This is a genomic window from Actinomadura sp. RB99, assembly GCF_014706005.1.
GTDB lineage: Bacteria > Actinomycetota > Actinomycetes > Streptosporangiales > Streptosporangiaceae > Spirillospora.
In genome coordinates, this window is sequence record NZ_JABMCA010000022.1 from 14,993 (window position 1) to 31,524 (window position 16,532).

At 73.5% G+C, this 16,532-nt stretch carries 17 protein-coding genes; 5 read left to right on the forward strand and 12 right to left on the reverse strand.

Annotated features, from left to right (window positions below; all coding sequences use genetic code 11):
• Positions 1-101: 101 nt before the first annotated feature.
• Genes amrb99_RS20655 through amrb99_RS20690 form a run of 8 tightly spaced genes read right to left on the reverse strand, consistent with a single transcriptional unit; the run spans position 102 to position 7,265 of the window.
• The gene (locus tag amrb99_RS20655) at positions 102-728 is read right to left on the reverse strand and encodes a TenA family protein (protein WP_206700030.1); all 627 of its coding nucleotides are present in this window, start codon (positions 726-728) and stop codon (positions 102-104) included.
• Entirely contained in the window at positions 725-1,471 is a 747-nt protein-coding gene (locus amrb99_RS20660; RefSeq protein ID WP_347256767.1) for a glutamine amidotransferase, read from the reverse strand. The genes amrb99_RS20655 and amrb99_RS20660 overlap by 4 nt, the downstream gene beginning before the upstream one ends.
• A gap of 57 nt (positions 1,472-1,528) precedes the next feature.
• Positions 1,529-2,614: a phosphotriesterase gene (locus tag amrb99_RS20665; protein ID WP_190858344.1), complete on the reverse strand. Its 1,086-nt coding sequence runs from the start codon at positions 2,612-2,614 to the stop codon at positions 1,529-1,531.
• The gene (locus amrb99_RS20670; protein ID WP_190858346.1) at positions 2,611-3,627 is read right to left on the reverse strand and encodes an ABC transporter permease; all 1,017 of its coding nucleotides are present in this window, start codon (positions 3,625-3,627) and stop codon (positions 2,611-2,613) included. The genes amrb99_RS20665 and amrb99_RS20670 overlap by 4 nt, the downstream gene beginning before the upstream one ends.
• Complete coding sequence (locus tag amrb99_RS20675) at positions 3,627-4,382, reverse strand: ATP-binding cassette domain-containing protein (RefSeq protein WP_190858348.1); 756 nt, start codon at positions 4,380-4,382, stop codon at positions 3,627-3,629. The genes amrb99_RS20670 and amrb99_RS20675 overlap by 1 nt, the downstream gene beginning before the upstream one ends.
• 2 nt (positions 4,383-4,384) lie before the next feature.
• A complete protein-coding gene (locus amrb99_RS20680; protein WP_206700031.1) occupies positions 4,385-5,401 on the reverse strand; it encodes a substrate-binding domain-containing protein in 1,017 nt (338 codons plus the stop codon).
• Positions 5,398-6,393 carry a carbohydrate kinase family protein gene (locus amrb99_RS20685; RefSeq protein ID WP_190858350.1) on the reverse strand — a complete coding sequence of 332 codons (996 nt, stop codon included), beginning with the start codon at positions 6,391-6,393 and terminating at the stop codon, positions 5,398-5,400. The genes amrb99_RS20680 and amrb99_RS20685 overlap by 4 nt, the downstream gene beginning before the upstream one ends.
• Entirely contained in the window at positions 6,390-7,265 is an 876-nt protein-coding gene (locus tag amrb99_RS20690) for a BtpA/SgcQ family protein (RefSeq protein WP_190858352.1), read from the reverse strand. Before amrb99_RS20690 ends, amrb99_RS20685 begins: the two co-directional genes overlap by 4 nt.
• 143 nt (positions 7,266-7,408) lie before the next feature.
• Here amrb99_RS20690 and amrb99_RS20695 point away from each other — a divergent pair, with 143 nt between their 5' ends.
• Together amrb99_RS20695 and amrb99_RS20700 are read left to right on the forward strand one after the other, a co-directional pair.
• Positions 7,409-8,428 (forward strand): LacI family DNA-binding transcriptional regulator, encoded by a 1,020-nt coding sequence (locus amrb99_RS20695; protein ID WP_190858354.1) that lies wholly within the window; start codon positions 7,409-7,411, stop codon positions 8,426-8,428.
• A 44-nt stretch (positions 8,429-8,472) separates the two neighbouring features.
• Positions 8,473-9,579 carry a M20 family metallopeptidase gene (locus amrb99_RS20700; RefSeq protein WP_190858356.1) on the forward strand — a complete coding sequence of 369 codons (1,107 nt, stop codon included), beginning with the start codon at positions 8,473-8,475 and terminating at the stop codon, positions 9,577-9,579.
• A gap of 156 nt (positions 9,580-9,735) precedes the next feature.
• On the opposite strand, the gene amrb99_RS20705 is transcribed toward amrb99_RS20700, so the two are convergent.
• Entirely contained in the window at positions 9,736-10,404 is a 669-nt protein-coding gene (locus amrb99_RS20705) for a hypothetical protein (protein ID WP_347256768.1), read from the reverse strand.
• 423 nt (positions 10,405-10,827) lie between these two features.
• On the opposite strand from amrb99_RS20705, the gene amrb99_RS20710 reads away from it, so the two are divergent.
• Positions 10,828-11,049 carry a hypothetical protein gene (locus amrb99_RS20710; RefSeq protein WP_190858360.1) on the forward strand — a complete coding sequence of 74 codons (222 nt, stop codon included), beginning with the start codon at positions 10,828-10,830 and terminating at the stop codon, positions 11,047-11,049.
• Between the two features lie 179 nt (positions 11,050-11,228).
• Here amrb99_RS20710 and amrb99_RS20715 read toward each other — a convergent pair whose 3' ends face one another.
• The 3 genes from amrb99_RS20715 to amrb99_RS20725 all read right to left on the reverse strand — a co-directional run bounded on the left by amrb99_RS20715 (position 11,229) and on the right by amrb99_RS20725 (position 14,155).
• Entirely contained in the window at positions 11,229-11,669 is a 441-nt protein-coding gene (locus amrb99_RS20715) for a hypothetical protein (protein WP_190858361.1), read from the reverse strand.
• 146 nt (positions 11,670-11,815) lie between these two features.
• On the reverse strand, positions 11,816-12,574 hold the full coding sequence (locus amrb99_RS20720) for a siderophore-interacting protein (RefSeq protein ID WP_190858363.1): 759 nt from the start codon (positions 12,572-12,574) through the stop codon (positions 11,816-11,818).
• A gap of 54 nt (positions 12,575-12,628) precedes the next feature.
• On the reverse strand, positions 12,629-14,155 hold the full coding sequence (locus amrb99_RS20725; protein ID WP_206700032.1) for an MFS transporter: 1,527 nt from the start codon (positions 14,153-14,155) through the stop codon (positions 12,629-12,631).
• 168 nt (positions 14,156-14,323) lie between these two features.
• Between amrb99_RS20725 and amrb99_RS20730 the strand changes: the two genes are divergently transcribed.
• Both amrb99_RS20730 and amrb99_RS20735 read left to right on the forward strand, forming a co-directional pair.
• Positions 14,324-15,343 (forward strand): LysR family transcriptional regulator, encoded by a 1,020-nt coding sequence (locus amrb99_RS20730; RefSeq protein WP_206700033.1) that lies wholly within the window; start codon positions 14,324-14,326, stop codon positions 15,341-15,343.
• 80 nt (positions 15,344-15,423) lie between these two features.
• Positions 15,424-16,521 (forward strand): winged helix DNA-binding domain-containing protein, encoded by a 1,098-nt coding sequence (locus tag amrb99_RS20735; protein WP_190858368.1) that lies wholly within the window; start codon positions 15,424-15,426, stop codon positions 16,519-16,521.
• The last annotated feature ends 11 nt before the right edge of the window (positions 16,522-16,532 follow it).

Sequence of the window (16,532 nt, forward strand, 5' to 3'; positions counted from 1 at the left end):
GGACTGAAACGCGGCGAAGAGAAATATAAGAGAATGCTAAACGCCGTTCCGGGACGGCGAAGGCCCCCGGCGCGAGCGCGCCGGGGGCCTTCGGGCCGCCGTCAGGCGTAGACGGCGTCGTGGAAGGCGATCTCCGCCTCCAGCATCCCGCCGAACCAGCGGACCAGCAGGTCGTCCGCCACGCTCTCGGGCAGGGCGTCGACCTGGCGGGCCAGCGCGTCCACGCCTTCGCGGAACGCCGCGGTCGCGTGCAGCGCGACCCAGTCGGCGATCGGGCCGGACGGCGCGCCGCCCCCCGCGTGGGCGCGGGTGCACCAGGCGAGGTAGAGGCTCTCGGCGGCGAAGAGCACCGTCGTCACCGCCCCGTAGCCGCCCTCACGGGCCGCGGCCAGGGCGAAGTCGGACAGGATCCGGGCGCGCTCGACGGCGTCCGGCCGCGCCTCCACGGGCCAGGCCGCGCGGGCGGCGCGGAAGTAGTCCGCCTGCTCGGTGGTCAGCGCGTGGACGGCCCGCGCGTTGCGCTCCATCGCCGTCCAGTCCGGCGCGTCCCACACGGCGAGCCCGTGCAGTCGGGCGGCCGTCGCCACGAACGAAGCCTCGATCTCCAGGTAGTCGGCGTACTCCTGGTCGCCGATGGCCCCCGTCTCGACCTCCCGGACGAAGCGCATGGCGAGCGCCCGCTCCATCGTCGCGGAGCAGGCGTCGAGCAGTCGCCGGGAGCGGGTCACTGCGCGAGCCACTCGACGAGGCCGCCGAACACGCGGGCGTACCCGTCCCATTCCTCGCAGAACGGCTTGGGCGCCCAGTGCGGGGAGCAGTCGGAGGTGAACACCCCGGACCGCCCCTTCCCGTACCCGGCGACGGCCACCAGCGGATCGCCGTTCAGCGTGGCGAGGACGTCGGTGCCCTGCCGGGCGCGGACCCGGTTGTAGCCGAGCAGCGCGGGCCACTCGCCCTCCACCCCGCCGAGCGCGGCGTGGCCGGCGGCGGTGACCTCGGCGGTCGCGCCCCCGGGCAGCTCGACGCGGTCGTCCTCGGGGAGCAGCTCGACCGGCAGCGCCTCGTGCAGCGCCGTGTTGCGGAAGGCGGCCTTGCCCTCGAAGCCGGTGAACGACAGGTACCCGCCGACCATCAGCAGCCCGCCGCCGTCCGCGACCCACGCGCGCAGCGCGCCGAGCCGGTCCGTGCCCGGCACGGCCTGCTCGAACACCTGCGGGGCGAGCTGGATGGAGTTCGCGCCGATGTCGGACAGCACGACCACGTCGTAGCGCCCGAGCGCGTCCGCGTCCCCGGGGAAGTCGGCCGGCACCAGGTGGGCGGGCATGTGCTCGACCTCGTGGCCCCGGCTCTCCAGGGCCCGGCGCAGCGGCTCGACACCGGTCACGTAGGAGCTGGTGGTGAAGGAGTCCACCCCCTTGATGTGGGTGGACTGGGAGACCCAGCTCTCGCCGGCGATCAGGACGCGGCTCACTATCGATCCTCTCTCTCGGATGGGGAAAACGTGGGGGCACGGAGCGCCGGCGGCCGGTCAGGCCGCGGACTCGAACAGCCGGGCGGGGTTGCCGCGCAGCAGGCCGTCGACGGTCTCCGGGGCGACGCCGAGCGCGGCCAGCCGCCGCGCGAACAGCAGCGGCACGTACTGGAAGCCGTTGCCCCCGTAGGTGGTGAGCATGCTCTTGAGGAACACGTCGTGGCTGAGCAGCAGCCGCCCGCCGTGCCCGCGCGCGATCAGCCCGGCGACGGCGCGGGCGGTCTCGTCCGGGGCGGGCGACTGCCCCTCGCCCGGATACAGGAACGGCATGCCGATCATGTCGAACTCGAGCCACACGCCCCGGTCGGCGACCGACAGCTGGTAGCCGACGTCGCCACCGGACGGGTCCATGTGACACAGCACCACCGCGCCCGGCGGCACGCCGTACCCGTCCAGGACGATGTCGAGCACCTCGTGGGCGCGGCGCTGCCAGCCCGGCAGATGGACGTACAGGGGGACGCCGGTCTCCCGCTGCGCGCGGGCGGCGGCCCGCAGCGCGACGTGCTCGGCCGGGGTGAAGTCGGGCGACACCCCGATCTCACCGATCACGCCGGGCCGGATACCGGTGCCGTCCGCGCCGCCGGCGAACTCGGCGACCAGCTCGGCCGCCATCCGCTCCTCCCCCGCGTCCGCGAGGCGGGCGGGGTGGTACTGCTCCAGGTACCAGCCGGAGCCCATGACGATCCGCAGGCCGCTGCGCTCGGCGAGCGAGCGCAGCGCCTCCGGGTCGCGGCCGAGGCCGCCGGGCGTGACGTCCACGACCGTGCCGCCGCCCGTCGCGGCGAACGCGCGCAGGTCGGACAGCATCGCCGCGTCGTCGTCGAGCGTGCAGTGGTCCAGGCAGTCGTACGGACGTTCGCGCAGCAGCCACGCCAGGCCCGGCGTCGTCCGGGCGTCGCGCAGGAACGCGAGCGCCGGGTCGGTGGCCGGCTTCACCGCCTTGCGGACGTCGTTGCGCAGGTGCTCGTGGGTCAGGGTGAGCCCGAGCCCGTCGCTCGCGACGGGCCCGGCCACCGTCATCACCGGCACCGCGCCCGGCGAGCCTCCCGGCGGAGCGCCCGGCCCGGGGTACGGCACGGTCATGTCCGTCCCAGCAGCTTGGCGCCCAGCTCGGACAGCGTGCGGCCGCGCAGGTTCAGCCAGATCGCGGCGAGCAGCACCAGCCCGGTGACGATCGGGGTGAGGAACGGGCTCACGCCGAGCAGCGTCAGCCCGTTGGCGATCACCCCGGTGATCACGGCGCCGATGATGCTGCCGATCATGGTGCCGCGGCCGCCGAACAGGTCGGTGCCGCCGAGCACGACCGCGGCGATCACGGTGAGCTCGAAGCCCTGCCCGGAGTTGGCCGAGCCGGAGCCGAGCCGCGCCGCGGTGAGCAGCCCGGCGACGCCCGCCGCGAGCCCGGCCAGCATCAGCGTGACCATCTTGATCCGGGCGGTGTTCACGCCTGCGCGGCGCACCGACTCCTCCTGCGAGCCGATGCCGTTGACGTAGTTGCCGAACCGCGTCCTGGCCAGCAGGATCCCGCCGACCACCACGGTGGCCAGCGCGATCCACGCCAGCGCGGAGAAGCCGAGGAACTTCGCCTCGCCGATCTTGGCGACGTACAGCCGCCGGTCGATCGGCACCGAGAACCCCTTGGTCCACAGCTGCGCGAGCCCGCGGATCACCGACATCGTCGCCAGCGTGACGATGAACGGCGGGATCTTCTGGTAGGCGGCGAGCCAGCCGTTGACCGCGCCCCAGAACAGCCCGGCCGCGAGGGCCGCGACGATCACGAGGGAGGAGTCCCAGCCGGCCTTCAGCATCTCGGCCGTGCCGACCGCGACGAACGCGACCGTGGAGCCCACCGACAGGTCGATCTGCCCGGTGGTGATCACGAAGGTCATCGCGACCGCGACGATCAGCGTGATCGCCACCTGGGTGGCGAGGTTCGACATGTTGTCGAAGCTCAGGAAGTTGTCGGCGCCGATGCCGAAGCCGACGAACAGCGCGACGGTGACGCCGAGCATCGCCAGCGTCGCCTTGTTGGCGCGCTCCCAGCGGCTCGGGGTCTTCGCCAGGACGGTCGGGGCGGGCGGGGCCTGCACGCTCATCAGGCCACCTCCTCGGTGTGCTCGCTGCCGGAACGGGTGATCATGGCGACGAGCCGCTCGATGTCCAGCGCGGACACCGGCTCGTCCTCGACGCTGCGGCCCTCGTACATGACGGTGATGCGGTCGCAGACCTCGAACAGGTCCTGCAGCCGGTGGGTGATCAGGATGACCCCGACGCCCTGCGCCGCCACGTCCTTGATCATGGCGAGCACCTGGCGGACCTCGGCGACCGCCAGCGCGGCGGTCGGCTCGTCCAGGATCAGCACCCGCGGCTTGAACGACACGGCGCGGGCGATCGCCACGGCCTGCCGCTGCCCGCCGGACAGGTGCCCGATCTCCTGGTAGGTCGACTTGACCCGGACGTGCAGGTCCGACAGCGTCTCGGCGGCCTTGTCGTGCATGGCGCGCCGGTCGATGAACGGGCCCTTGCGCGGTTCGCGGCCGAGGAACAGGTTGCTCGCGACGTCGAGGGTGTCGCACAGCGCGAGGTCCTGGTAGACGATGCCGATCCGCTCGCGGCGCGCGTCCGCCGGGCTGGCGAACCGCACCTCCCGGCCGTCGATCGTGATCTGGCCGGCGTCGTGCTGGACCGCCCCGGCCAGCACCTTCATCAGGGTGGACTTGCCGGCGCCGTTGTCGCCGACGAGGCCGAGCACCTCGCCGGGCGCGAGGGTCAGGTCGACGCCGCGCAGCGACTGCACCGCGCCGAACGACTTGGTGATGCCCTTCAGCGTGACCAGCGGTTGATCGCCCATGATCACTTCTCCAGGTAGTACAGGTAGTCCCCGACGTTGGCGGGGGTGACGATCTGGGTCGGGACGGGGACGTCCTTCGGCGCGGACCGCTTGCACGCCAGGTCGATCGCGGCGTTCATCGCGTCGTAGCCGAACTGGAAGGTGTTCTGCTGGACGACTCCCTTGATCCAGCCGGCCTTCAGCCCGTCGACCGCCTGGCTGGACAGGTCCCAGCCGACGACCTGGAGGTCCTTGGTGCGCTGCTGGCTGACCACGGCGGCGGCCAGGCCGATGAGCGCGGGCTCTCCGGTGGCGTAGGCGTAGGGCAGGTCCGGGTTGCCGGTCAGCAGGTTCTCCGCGGCGGTCTGCGCGTTCTCCTGGATGTTGCGGCCGTCCACGACGTTCTTGATCTTCATGCCGTGCGCGGTGACCTCGTCGGAGAAGCCCTTCTGCCGCTCGTTCTGGATCGTGCTGTTGAGGGCGCCGACCACGCCGATGTCGCCCTTGCCGCCGGAGATCTTCAGCAGCGCGTCGGCGAGCTGCTTGCCGCCTTCGGCGTTGGCGGTGCCGACCTGGGTGGACACCGCCGGGTCGTCGACGGTGGCGTCCACCGCGACGACCGGGATGCCGGCGTCCTTGGCGCGCCGGATCGCCGGCTTGATGCCCTCGGTGTCCACCGCGTCCACGATGATCGCGTCGTAGTGGCCCGCGACCATGTCGTCGATGGCGTTGGCCTGCGTGGTGGAGTCGTCGTTGCCGTTGACGACCTGCACCTGCGCGCCGGCCTTGCCCGCGACGGTCTTGGCGCCCGTGTTGATCTGGTTGAAGAACAGCGCCTGGAGGTTGATCGGGACGAGCCCGATCTTCGGGGCGCGCCCCTGCACCTTGCAGGCCTGCGCGATCCGCTGGGGCGGGGGCGGGCCCTGCTCGGTCGCCTTCTTCTCGGCCGCGATCTCCTTGCGGGCCTGGACGTCGCAGGCGGTCGTCGCCGTCAGCAGCAGGCCGAGCGCGACCGCGGCCGTCACCGTGCGTCGCATCATGTCTCCTCTCCATGGCGCCGCGCGAGCGCGGGGGACGCGTCCGGACCGGTTCCGGGACGAACCGTGTCCGTGGGGGCCGTATGTGCTTGAGCTGTGCTCGCCTCGGCGGGGTGCGCTCCGGCGGAGTCGATATAGGCGAGGACGTCCTCGCGATGCGGCAGTCCCGCGCGCGCCCCGGGCCGGGTGCAGGACAGGCCCGCGGCGACCGCGGCCACCCGCGCCGCCTCCAGCGGGCCGGCGCCCCGGTCCAGTTCCGCGCAGTAGGAGCCGGCGAAGCAGTCCCCGGCGCCGGTGGCGTCCACGGCGGTCACCTCGATCGCCGCGCCGGCGTGCCGGCCGCCGTCCGGAGTGAACAGCGTCCAGCCCCGGGAACCGTCCGTGACCACCAGGTTTACCCGATGTTCGGCAGCGGTCGAGGCGAGCGCGTCGTCGTCGCCGAGGAACACGGCGGCCTGCGCGCGGCCGACGACCGCGTGGTCGGCCGCGGCGAGCGCGGCGCGGGCCGCCGCGGCGCCGTCGCAGCCGTCGAGGTCGACGACGACCCCGGGCGGTCCGTCGCCGAGCACGCCGGCCGCCGCGGGGAACCGGTAGCCGTCGAGGTAGAGCCAGTCCGCGCCCGCCGCGCGGGCCTGCGCGGCGACGGCGGCGACGTGCTCGGTGGTGACCTGGTCGTCCTGGCTGATGATGGAACGTTCCCCGTCGGGGGTGAGCAGGACGACCGCGGTCGTGAGGACGCCGGTCCGGGACGTCCACTCGGTGCCGACGCCGTCGGCGGCGAGCGCGTCGAGGAACGCGGTGCTCGCCGCGTCCGGCCCGACGACGCCCGCGAAGCGCGCGTCGGCGCCCATCCGCGCGGCCGCCACCGCCGCGTTCGCCCCCATCCCGCCCTCGCCGCGGCGCACCGCGGTGGCCTGGACGCGGGCGGCGGGCCCCGGCAGCACCGGGACGGCGACCGTGAGGTCGACGTTGGCGTAGCCGCAGAACACGATCATGGGAGGACCACGCCCGCCTTCGCGGCGGCGGCGGTCAGCTCCCGCACCTTGGCGGCGTCGACCCGGCCCCACCAGCGGCCGTTGTCCTTGACCGAGGACGCGACGATCACGCCGTCGCAGGCCGGCAGCAGCTCCCCGACCTTGCCCGCGCTGATCCCCGAGCCGATGACGACCGGCAGGGTGGTGTGCGCGGCGATGCCCTCGACCTCGTCCAGCGCGGCCGCGTCGCCGGTCCGCGAGCCGGTGGCGATCAGCACGTCGGCGCCGAAGAACTCGGCGTCCTCGGTCTGCTCGGCGAGGGTCCGGTCGGCGACGATCGCGTGCGCGCCGTGCTTGACGTGCACGTCCGCGAAGATCTTGACGGGGTTCGCGCCGATCCGGCTGCGGTAGCGGGTGGCGTGCGCGGCCTGGCCCTCGATGATCCCCTCGTTGGCGACGTAGGCGTTGGCCCACTGGTTGACGCGGACGAAGCCGGCGCCGCCCGACCAGGCGGAGGCGATCGAGCACTCGGCGGCGTTCGACAGGACGCTGACGCCGACCCGCCCGGAGGTCGCGTGCCGGACCCGGTCGGTCACCACGGCCATGGCGGCGGCGGTCTCGTAGCCGTGCTCGCCCGGCTTGAGGAACGGGATGTCCCAGTGGTTCTCGACGATCACGCCGTGCGCGCCGCCGTCCAGGTAGGCCCGCGCCTCCTCGATCGCGAACGTGCAGATCTCGTCGAGCGGCACGCCCTCGTAATGCGGGCTGCCCGGCAGCGGCGGCAGGTGCACGGCGCCGATGACGACCTTGGGGGTGCCGAACAGCTCCTCGACGGCGTTCGGCTTCGGCGGGAACACGCCCAGTGCCCGCTCGCTCCCCGTCGCCCTCACCATGTCGCCTCCTGTGTAATCGATTGCAGTCGTGTTGCCCTGCACCGTAGATACGGATCCCGCAGGCCGTCAAGGGGGTATGATCGGGTCGACTGTTGTTGATCTGCCCAGCACCCGGGCTTTCGCCAAGCTGGAGAGGTAAACGATTGCAGCGGGTCACGATCGCCCAGGTCGCCGAGCGCGCCGGGGTCTCCACCGCCACGGTGTCGCGCGTGCTGTCGGGCCGCGGGCCCGTGTCGGCGGCCGTCCAGCGCAAGGTCAGGAAGGCCGCCGACGACCTCGGATACCAGGTCAACTCCATCGCCCGGGCGCTGCGCAACAGCCGCACCGACACCGTCGGCATGGTCGTGCCGAGCATCTCCAACCCGTTCTTCACCTCGCTGGTGGAGAGCGTCGAGCACGCCCTCGGCCGCGAGGGCAAGGAGCTGCTGCTCTGCGACGCGCGGTCCGACCCCGAGGTCGAGGCGCGGCGGCTGGCCACCCTCGTCGCCCGCAACGTCGACGGCATCATCGTCAGCCCGAGCCACGGCACGCTCAGCGGCGCCGCCGTCCAGGAGACCGCCGGGCGGCTCCCCCTGGTCCAGCTCGACCGGTTCGTCGGCGGCACCAGCACCGACTGGGTCGGCGTCGACGACGTCGCCGCGATGCGCCAGGTCATGGACCACCTGCACGCGGGCGGGGCGCGGTCGGCGGCGTTCGCCGGCTCGCTGCTGACCAACTCCTCCACCGAGCAGCGCTTCGCCGGGTTCCGCCGCCGGTCCGAGGACCTCGGCATCGCCGTGCACCCGGACCAGATCCTGCTCGGCGACTACAGCGTGGAATGGGGCGAGACGGCCGCCGCGCGGCTGATCGCCGCCGGCGACCTGCCCGACGCCATCGTGTGCGCCGACGACCTGATCGCGCTCGGCGTGACCCGGGCCTGCCGGGCGCACGGCGTGGACGTCCCGGGCCGGGTCCAGGTCACGGGATACGACAACATCGAGTTCTCGCGGCTCAGCGAGCCCGCGCTCACCACCGTCGACCAGCCGCGCGACCGGATCGCGACCGAGGCGGTGCGGCTGCTGGCCGCGGCCGCCGGCGAGGCCGACGGGGACCGCGGGCCGTCGGCGCACATCGCGCTCGTCCCGACCCTGGTGGTCCGGGAGAGCACGCGGGCACGGGCCTGAGACGTCCCGGCCGCCCGGCCGGGCCCGGAGAGGGAGGTCAGGAGATGGGCGACGCGCTCGAGCTCGCGCGCCGGCTGGTGCGGATCGACACCCGGGGCGGCGGTGAGCGGCGGGCCGCCGACCTCGTCGCGGACGTGCTGGACGGCGCGGGATTCGCCGTCCGGGTGGACGAGCCCGCCGAGGGGCGGGCGAACGTCGTGGCCCGGTACGGGCCCGAGGCGCCGCGCGTCCCGGTCACGTTCACCGGGCACCTCGACACCGTGCCCGCCGACGCGTCCGGCTGGTCGTTCGACCCGCTGTCCGGCGACGTCCGGGACGGGCGCCTGCTCGGGCGGGGAAGCAGCGACATGAAGGCGGGCGTCGCCTGCCAGGTCGAGGCGGCCGTCCGGGCGGTCCGCGACGGGCTGCCCGCGCCCCAGATGGTGTTCACCTTCGGCGAGGAGACCGGGTGCGACGGCGCGGCGGTCCTGGACCCGGCCGCCCTCGCCGCCACGGACCTGCTGATCGTCGCCGAGCCGACCGGGAACCGGACGGTCCTCGGCCACAAGGGCACGCTCTGGCTGAAGGCCACGGCGCGGGGCGTGTCCGCGCACGGCTCCCGGCCCGAGCTCGGCCGCAACGCCCTCGCCGCGCTGGCCGCCGCGGCGGTCCGCGTGCACGCGCACGCGGACTGGCCGGTGAGCCCGACGCACGGGCCCGCGACGGTCAACGTGGGCACCTTCCGTTCCGGGGTGCAGCCGAACCTGGTGCCCGACCGCGCCGAGATGCGGCTGGACGTCCGCACCGTCCCCGGTTTCGGCGCGGACGAGGCGGTCGCGGTGGTCTCCGGGCTGTGCGGCGAGGAGGTCGAGCTCGAACGGCTCGTGGACCTTCCCGGCGTCGCCACCGACCCGGCGGCCCCGGGCATGCCGGAGGTCCTGGACCTGCTCGCCCCCGGCTCCTCCGGGGCCGTCCCGGAGTACGCGACCTACTTCACCGACGCGTCCGTCCTCGCGGGCCTGCTCGGCGGACCGGACGTGGTGATCTACGGGCCGGGCGACTCCGAGCAGGCGCATGTGACCGACGAGACGTGCTCGGTCGCGCGCGTCGGCGCCGCCGCGGAGGCGCTGTACCGCCTGCTGGCCGCGCGCCGGCCGGACGGCGCCGCCTGAGACCGGCGCCGCTCATGCAGGAGAACGCCCCGGCGATCGTTCGACTCGCCGGGGCGTTCCCGTTCCATGCGTTCCGGCGGTCACGCCGGAGAGGGTCGTGCGGCGCGGCTCACGAACCGTCGCTGAGAAGTGGCCCGTGAATCCGCTCGCGAACGGTCAGCCCAGAGGCTGCGGCTCGCCCTTGGTGCCCGCGCCCGAGCCCCACGACAGGACCTCCCACTTGACGCCCTGGAGGTGTCCCTCGCCGGTGCCGGCGTCGTACTTGCTGTCGGGCTTGCCGCCGTCCAGCAGGTACCGGAAGGTGTAGGTGTCGAGGTCGAGCATGACGCCGTCGTGCGAGGGCGCGCCCGGGCCGCGGTCGCCGATGAAGCCGGTGATGCTGCGGCCCTTGTAGGTGACCTTGACCTTGGTGTTCATGGGCCAGCTCGGGCTGGCGAACAGGCCCTTCTGCATCGGCTTGCCGCTCGCGGGCGCGCCGGTGTCGCCGTTGATGCCGGAACCGTCGTCCCAGAAGTAGGACGCGGTGGTGGTGCCGCTGAGGATCGCCTTCGGGCCCTTGTCGGCCTTCTTCCTGGCGTCCTTGGAGGTGGAGGCCTTGGCGTCCGGCTTCTTGGCGTCCGGCTTCTTGGAGGCGGACTTCGAACTGGACTCGGCCAGGGTCTCGGAGGAGGTGTTCTTCTCGGGGGCCTTCTGCTTCAGCGCGGCCATGTCCTGCTGCTGCGCCAGAAGCCTGTCGGGCTTGGGAGCGGAGTCGTCGTGGCTGGCGGCCGCCACGCCGCCCACCAGCATCCCGGCAAGAGCCGCGCCGGTGACACCGGTCAACACGCGATTGATCGTCCGCTGCTGCATGAAAATCCTTAGTTCGGCGTACAGGACAGCCGTTCCGGCGCCGGAGCACAGGGGATCCGGGCATGCGGAACGGGGTTCCGAGACTCGGGACTCGGAAATGCCGCCGCGGAAAGGACCCCGCATGGGCGGCCCGCGGACATGACGGGCCGAGCTCGCGTCCGTCCGCGCTGCCGATCTGCGGGCATGCGCGCGACGCGGGCTTCGATGAAGCGGGAGAGGATGCCGACCGGGGGCTCACTGGGCCCTGCGCGGTCACGGCCGGTGCATGGTGCGGCCGTGGTTCGGCTGAGGGTTCCCGCCTGGCGGGCGGGAGGCGACGGCTATGCGATTGGCCAGGTCAACGGTGCTTTGACCTTGACCTGGCGTTGACTATATCCCTCATTGCCGCACTTGGGCCAAATGGGCGATTTCTTTACCTTTGGCCACATAGATCGTTTTCTCGGCCGGTCTGCGGGATCCCCTTTCCCGCAGGGGATCCGGGCGGACGCGCAGGTCGGCACCCTGATCGGAAAGATCTTAAAGAACGATCTTTATGTCCAGGGAAATGATCTTTTATGCGGCCGGACGGCCGGCGGGCGCGGCCCGGAACTGAAGATCGACATCGGCTCGGCGAGCCCGTGAGACCGATACGCGGAAGGGGCGCGCGCACAAGAAAACCCGGCCGGACGTACCGGCCGGGTGGATACCGGAGGCGGCCGCCGGGCGGCCGTGAACCGCGAGACGGCCCGGCGGCGGCCATGACGGCGGCGCCGGGCCGCGGACCGCGCGCGGCGGTCCGGGGGAGGACGTGGGGACCCGGGTCAGTGCGTCGGGTAGACCGACGGCACCAGCGGGGTCGGGCCCGTCCCGCCGGCGAACACCGGGTTGACCGCCGGCGCCTCGGCGAAGGGGGCCTGCGCGTAGGCGGGCTCCGGGAACGGCGCGGCGGCGACGATCGGCTGGTACGGCGCGGGAGCCGCCTGGGGGGCGCCCGGCGGCGGCACGGGCGGCGGGACGTGGGAGCCGTCGGCCCGGCGCGGCTCGGGCAGCGGAGGAGCCGTCCGATCCGTGCGGCGCTCGGCCAGGACGGCCATCAGCGCGCGGGCGGTGTCGGCGTCCATCCGGAGCAGGACGCTGGGCGTCCCTCCCTGGTCGACGAACGGGGAGACCGAGGGCGCGGAGGGGAGCTGGGGCAGCGCCGCCCGCATCTCCTCGCGGAGATCCTGGGCCAGCCGCAGCGCCTGTCGGTCACTGTCGCTCAAGTGTGCGGTCATCGCGATCTCCGGCGAGTTCACGTGCGGGGGTCCGGGGCAATCCTGCTAGGAATGGCGTGCAGGTGCAAGGGCTGATGCACGTGCATTTTGCGAAATATCGGCCCGTAACCCCCGCCTCCAACGCTCGTTGGCGATCAGTCCATCCCCCGCCTTCCGGGCGTCCAGTAGGGCTTGACCTGCACGGATCTGCGCGGCCAGCCCCGCTCCCGGACCAGATGGGCGCGCACGGCCTGTACGGTGCGTGCTTCCCCGGCCACGTACGCGAACCCCGGCTCGCCGGGAAGATCGAGCCGGCGGACCGCGTCGACGAGGATCTCCGACGACGCCGCCGAGGCGGCACCGCGACGGCACCACGCGAGCTCCTCGCTCCGCGGCAGCGGCAACCGGTCCTCCGGCTCGGCGACCTCCACCGCGCCGTACACGGGTTCGTCCGGCCCGGCGGCGCGCAGCATCGCGCCGAACGTGACGGAGGCCGTCTCCTCGCCCGCGAACAGGTGGTACGGAGCGGGGCGCAGCACGAACGAGCCCTCCGGCTTGTTGAAGACGACCTCCTCCCCCGGCCGGACGGAACGGGCCCAGCGCGCCCCCGGCCCGGCGCCCTCGTGGTCCATGACGCACAGCTCCAGCACGCCGGAGGCGGCGTCGTAGTCCCACACGGAGTAGGTGCGCAGCGCGTCGCGCACCTTGCCGCTGACCCACGTCCGCGCGGACGTGACGTCCGCCATGTGCACGCGGACGTGCTGCCCGGGCGTCCAGTCCAGGCCGGGAACGCCGCCGATGGCGATCCACCGCATGCGGCCCGGCCCGGGCCGGACGTCCTCGACGCGTCCCCGGACGAACATCCGGTCCAGCAGCCTGCCGCGGACACCGCGCGGGCTCTCCGCCACGCCCATCGCCGCCTCCTGGTCATCGAGTTATATCTCATATTCGGAAGGACACGATATATCTCATTGATCGGAGCGACCAGCCCTCGTCGCCCGGTCGGCCCGGGAAAGGCCGGGAGCGACCAGCAGCGCCGCCGCGCAGGCGATCAGCGCGACCACGCGGAAGCCCGCCGACATCGCGTCGGTGAAGGCCGAGACGACCTGGGCGTGCGTCCCCGCGCCGGCGCCGGAGGCGTTCGCCGCGGCGATCGCCTCGCCCGCCGAGCGGGCGTGGTCCGCCAGGGCCGGCGGCAGGGCGCCGGTGAAACGGCCGGTGAGCACCGTCCCGAGGACCGCGACGCCCAGCGCGCTGCCGATCTCGCGGGCCGCGCTGTTCAGCCCGGACCCCAGCCCGGCGCGCCCGGGCGGGAGCGCGGACATGACGCCGACCGACAGCGGCGGCACGCACAGTCCCATGCCGACCGACATGACCAGCAGATCCACCGCGTAGAGCGGGTAGGGCGTGGCCGCGTCGGCGAGCGAGAGCAGCCCGAGCCCGCAGGCGAGGACGAGCAGCCCCGAGGTGATGACCGCGCGGTTCCCGAACCTGCGGGCCAGGCCGACGCTCCGCCGGGAGACCACGATCATCCCGACCACGACCGGAGCGACCGCCACGCCGGTGACCAGCGGCGAGTACCCCTTGGCGTACTGCAGGTACTGGGCGTTGACGAAGAACAGCGCGAACAGGCAGAAGAAGGCCGCCCCGATGCCCAGCACGCCGCTGCGCAGCGAGGCGCGGGCGAACAGCCACGGGTCGAGCAGCGGGTGCGCGGCGCGCGTCGCGTGGACGGCGAACACCGCCAGCAGGACGGCGGCGCCCGCGAACCCGCCCAGCACCGGCGCGGACGTCCAGCCGCGCTCGGATCCCTCGATGATCCCGAAGAGCAGCGCGAACAGGGCCGCGGTGAGCAGCGCGGCGCCCGGCGCGTCCAGGTCCGCGCGGTGCCGTTCGCCCGCGGGGGCCAGCCAGGCCGTCAGCGCGGCCAGCGCACCGGCGGCGAGCGCGCCGGCCAGGAACAGGCACTGCCAGGGCAGCCACTCCAGCACCGCTCCCCCGGCGAGGTTGCCGACGGCGCCCGCGACGCCGGTCGCGGCCGTCCAGGCCACGATCGCCTGCGGGCGCCGCGCCGGCTCGGTGACCTGCATCAGCAGCGACAGCGTCGCGGGCATGATGAGCGCCGCGCCGACCCCGGTGACCAGCCGGCCCGCCAGCAGCACGGCGACCGCGGGCGCCGCCGCCGACAGCAGGCAGCCGGCGGCGAAGACGCCGAGGCCGGCCAGCAGGGCGCCCTTGCGCCCGAACCGGTCGCCCGCGGCGCCGGCCGGGATGAGCAGGCAGCCGAACACCAGGACGTAGGAGTCGACGATCCACAGCAGGCCGGTGGCGGACGGGTGCAGGCCGCTCGCCGACAGCTTGGGGATCGAGAGGTTGATCGCCGCGACCATCGCCACGACCAGGACCACGCACGCCGACATCAGCGGCGGCACGGCGCGCCGGGCGGCGCGTCCCCGGTCCGGAGGCGCGGCGGCGCGGACGGCATCGATCGTCATGAGGGGTTCCTCGAAGTCACTCGCGGGCGTGCCTCGGGCACGCCGGAAAGGGCTGAGCCGACAGGTGGGGGCGGGGATCCGGCCGCGCGCGCCGCCTCCGCGATCTCCAACGTAGGCTTGCGGTGACTTGCTTTCAAATGCATCTTTTGCACATGAGGAGTGCGTCCGGTGCAATCCACACTGGATCTCAATCTGCTCGTCGCGCTCGACGTCCTGCTGGACGAGGGCAGCGTCGCCGGGGCGGCCGAACGCCTGCATCTGTCGAGCCCCGCGATGAGCCGCACCCTCGGCCGGATCCGCAAGGCCCTCGGCGACCCCGTGCTCGTGCGCTCGGGCCGCGGCATGGTGCCGACCCCGCGCGCGCTCGCGATGCGCGCTGAGGTGCATGAGCTCGTCCAGCGCGCCTACACGCTGTTCTCCGCGGACGACGCCTTCTCCCCGCGCACGCTGGAGGGCACCTTCACCCTGCAGGCGGAGGAGGGCACGATCGCCGTCCTGTCCGGGCCGCTCCTTGCGCGGATGGCACGCGACGCCCCGGGCGTCACCCTGCGCTTCCTCGGCGAGGGGCCGCGCGACACCCATCTCCTGCGGCGCGCCTCCGTCGACCTGGAGATCGGCATCATCACGGCCGAGGCGACCGACACCCGGGTCGAGCCGGTCCTGGAGGACCGGTTCTCCTCCGTCGTCCGCCCCGGGCACCCGCTCGCGGGCCGGGAGGTGACGCTCGACGAATGGTGCGCGACCACGCAGCTGACCAACACGCGGCGCGGCCGCCTGGCCGGGCCCATCGACGAACTCCTCGCCGGGATGGGACGGTCCAGGCGCGTGGCCGGGACCGTCCCGACGGTCAGCACCGCGCTGCTCGTCGTCCGGGAGACCGACCTGATGGGGTTCGCGGCGGAACGGCTGCACAGGCCCCTGGTGGAGCGGCTGGGGCTGGTGCGGATCCCGATCCCCCTGCCCATGCCGCCCCTGCGGCTGTCATTGGCCTGGCACGCGCGCTACGACGCCGACCCCGCGCACGCGTGGCTGCGAGGCTGCGTCCGCGAAACGATCGCGGAAGTGGCGGGCGTGGCCGACGTGGCGGGCATGGCCGACGTGGCCGACGTGGCCGACGTGGCCGACGTGGCCGACGTGGCCGACGTGGCCGACGTGGCGGGCGTGGCCGACGTGCAGGGAGCGTCCTAGGGCCTGGGTAGTGTCGGCATCCCTGACCATCCCCGCCGCACCGTCCGGGTGCCGCCGGGGCCGGCGAGAAGGCGGACACGATGGCGGACACTCTCAGCGTCCGGGCCCTCAACAGGGCGACGCTGGCCCGGCAACTGCTTCTGGCGCGCGAGCGCGTACCGGTCGCCGACGCCGTGGGCCGCTTGTTCGGGATCCAGGCGCAGGAGCCCAGACCGCCGTTCATCGGGCTGTGGTCGCGGCTGGAGGGCTTCCAGGCGTCCGACCTGCACGCGGCCCTTCACGACCGGACGCTCGTCCGCGCGACCATGATGCGCGCGACCCTGCACCTGATGACCGCGTCCGACTACCTCGCGTTCCGCACGTCGATGCAGCCGATGCTGGACGCGGCGATGCGCGTCCTCGGGGACCGCGCCAAGGGCCTCGACCTCGAACAGGTCGTCCCCGCCGCCCGTTCCCTCCTCGACGAGCGCCCGCGCACGTTCAACGAGGTGCGGGCCCTCCTGCAGGAACGGTTCCCGGACGTCAACGACCGCGCGCTCGGCTACGCCGTCCGGATGTGCGTGCCGCTGGTCATGGTCCCGACCGACGACAGGTGGGGCTTTCCCCGCTCCGCCGAGTTCGCGTCGGCCGACGGCTGGCTGGGCGCCGCCCCGTCCGCCGGCGCCGCCGAGGACGATCTCGTCCTGCGCTACCTGGAGGCGTTCGGGCCTGCGTCCGCGGCCGACGCGCAGACCTGGTCGGGACTGCGCTCGGCGGGCGAGACCCTGGAACGGCTGCGGCCGCGCCTGGCCGTCTTCGCCGACGACAAGGGCCGGGAGCTGTTCGACCTGCCCGGCGCGCCCCGCCCGGACGAGGACGTCCCGGCCCCCGCGCGGTTCCTCCCGGAGTTCGACAGCCTGGTCCTCGCGCACGCCGACCGCCGCCGGATCATCGCCGACGCGCACCGGCCGTCGCTCACCACGAAGAACCTCCGGGTCCGCGCCGTGTTCCTCTGGGACGGGTTCGCACGCGGCGTCTGGGAGACCGAGTACAAGCGCAAGGTCGCCACCCTGCGCCTGCGCCCCTTCGAACCCCTCCCGCAGGCCGCCCTCGACGGCCTCACCGCCGAGGGCGAGGCCCTCCTGCGCTTCACCGAGCCCGACGCCAAGGACACCGTCGTCACCGTCGCCGAGGACTGACCTCCCCGGGG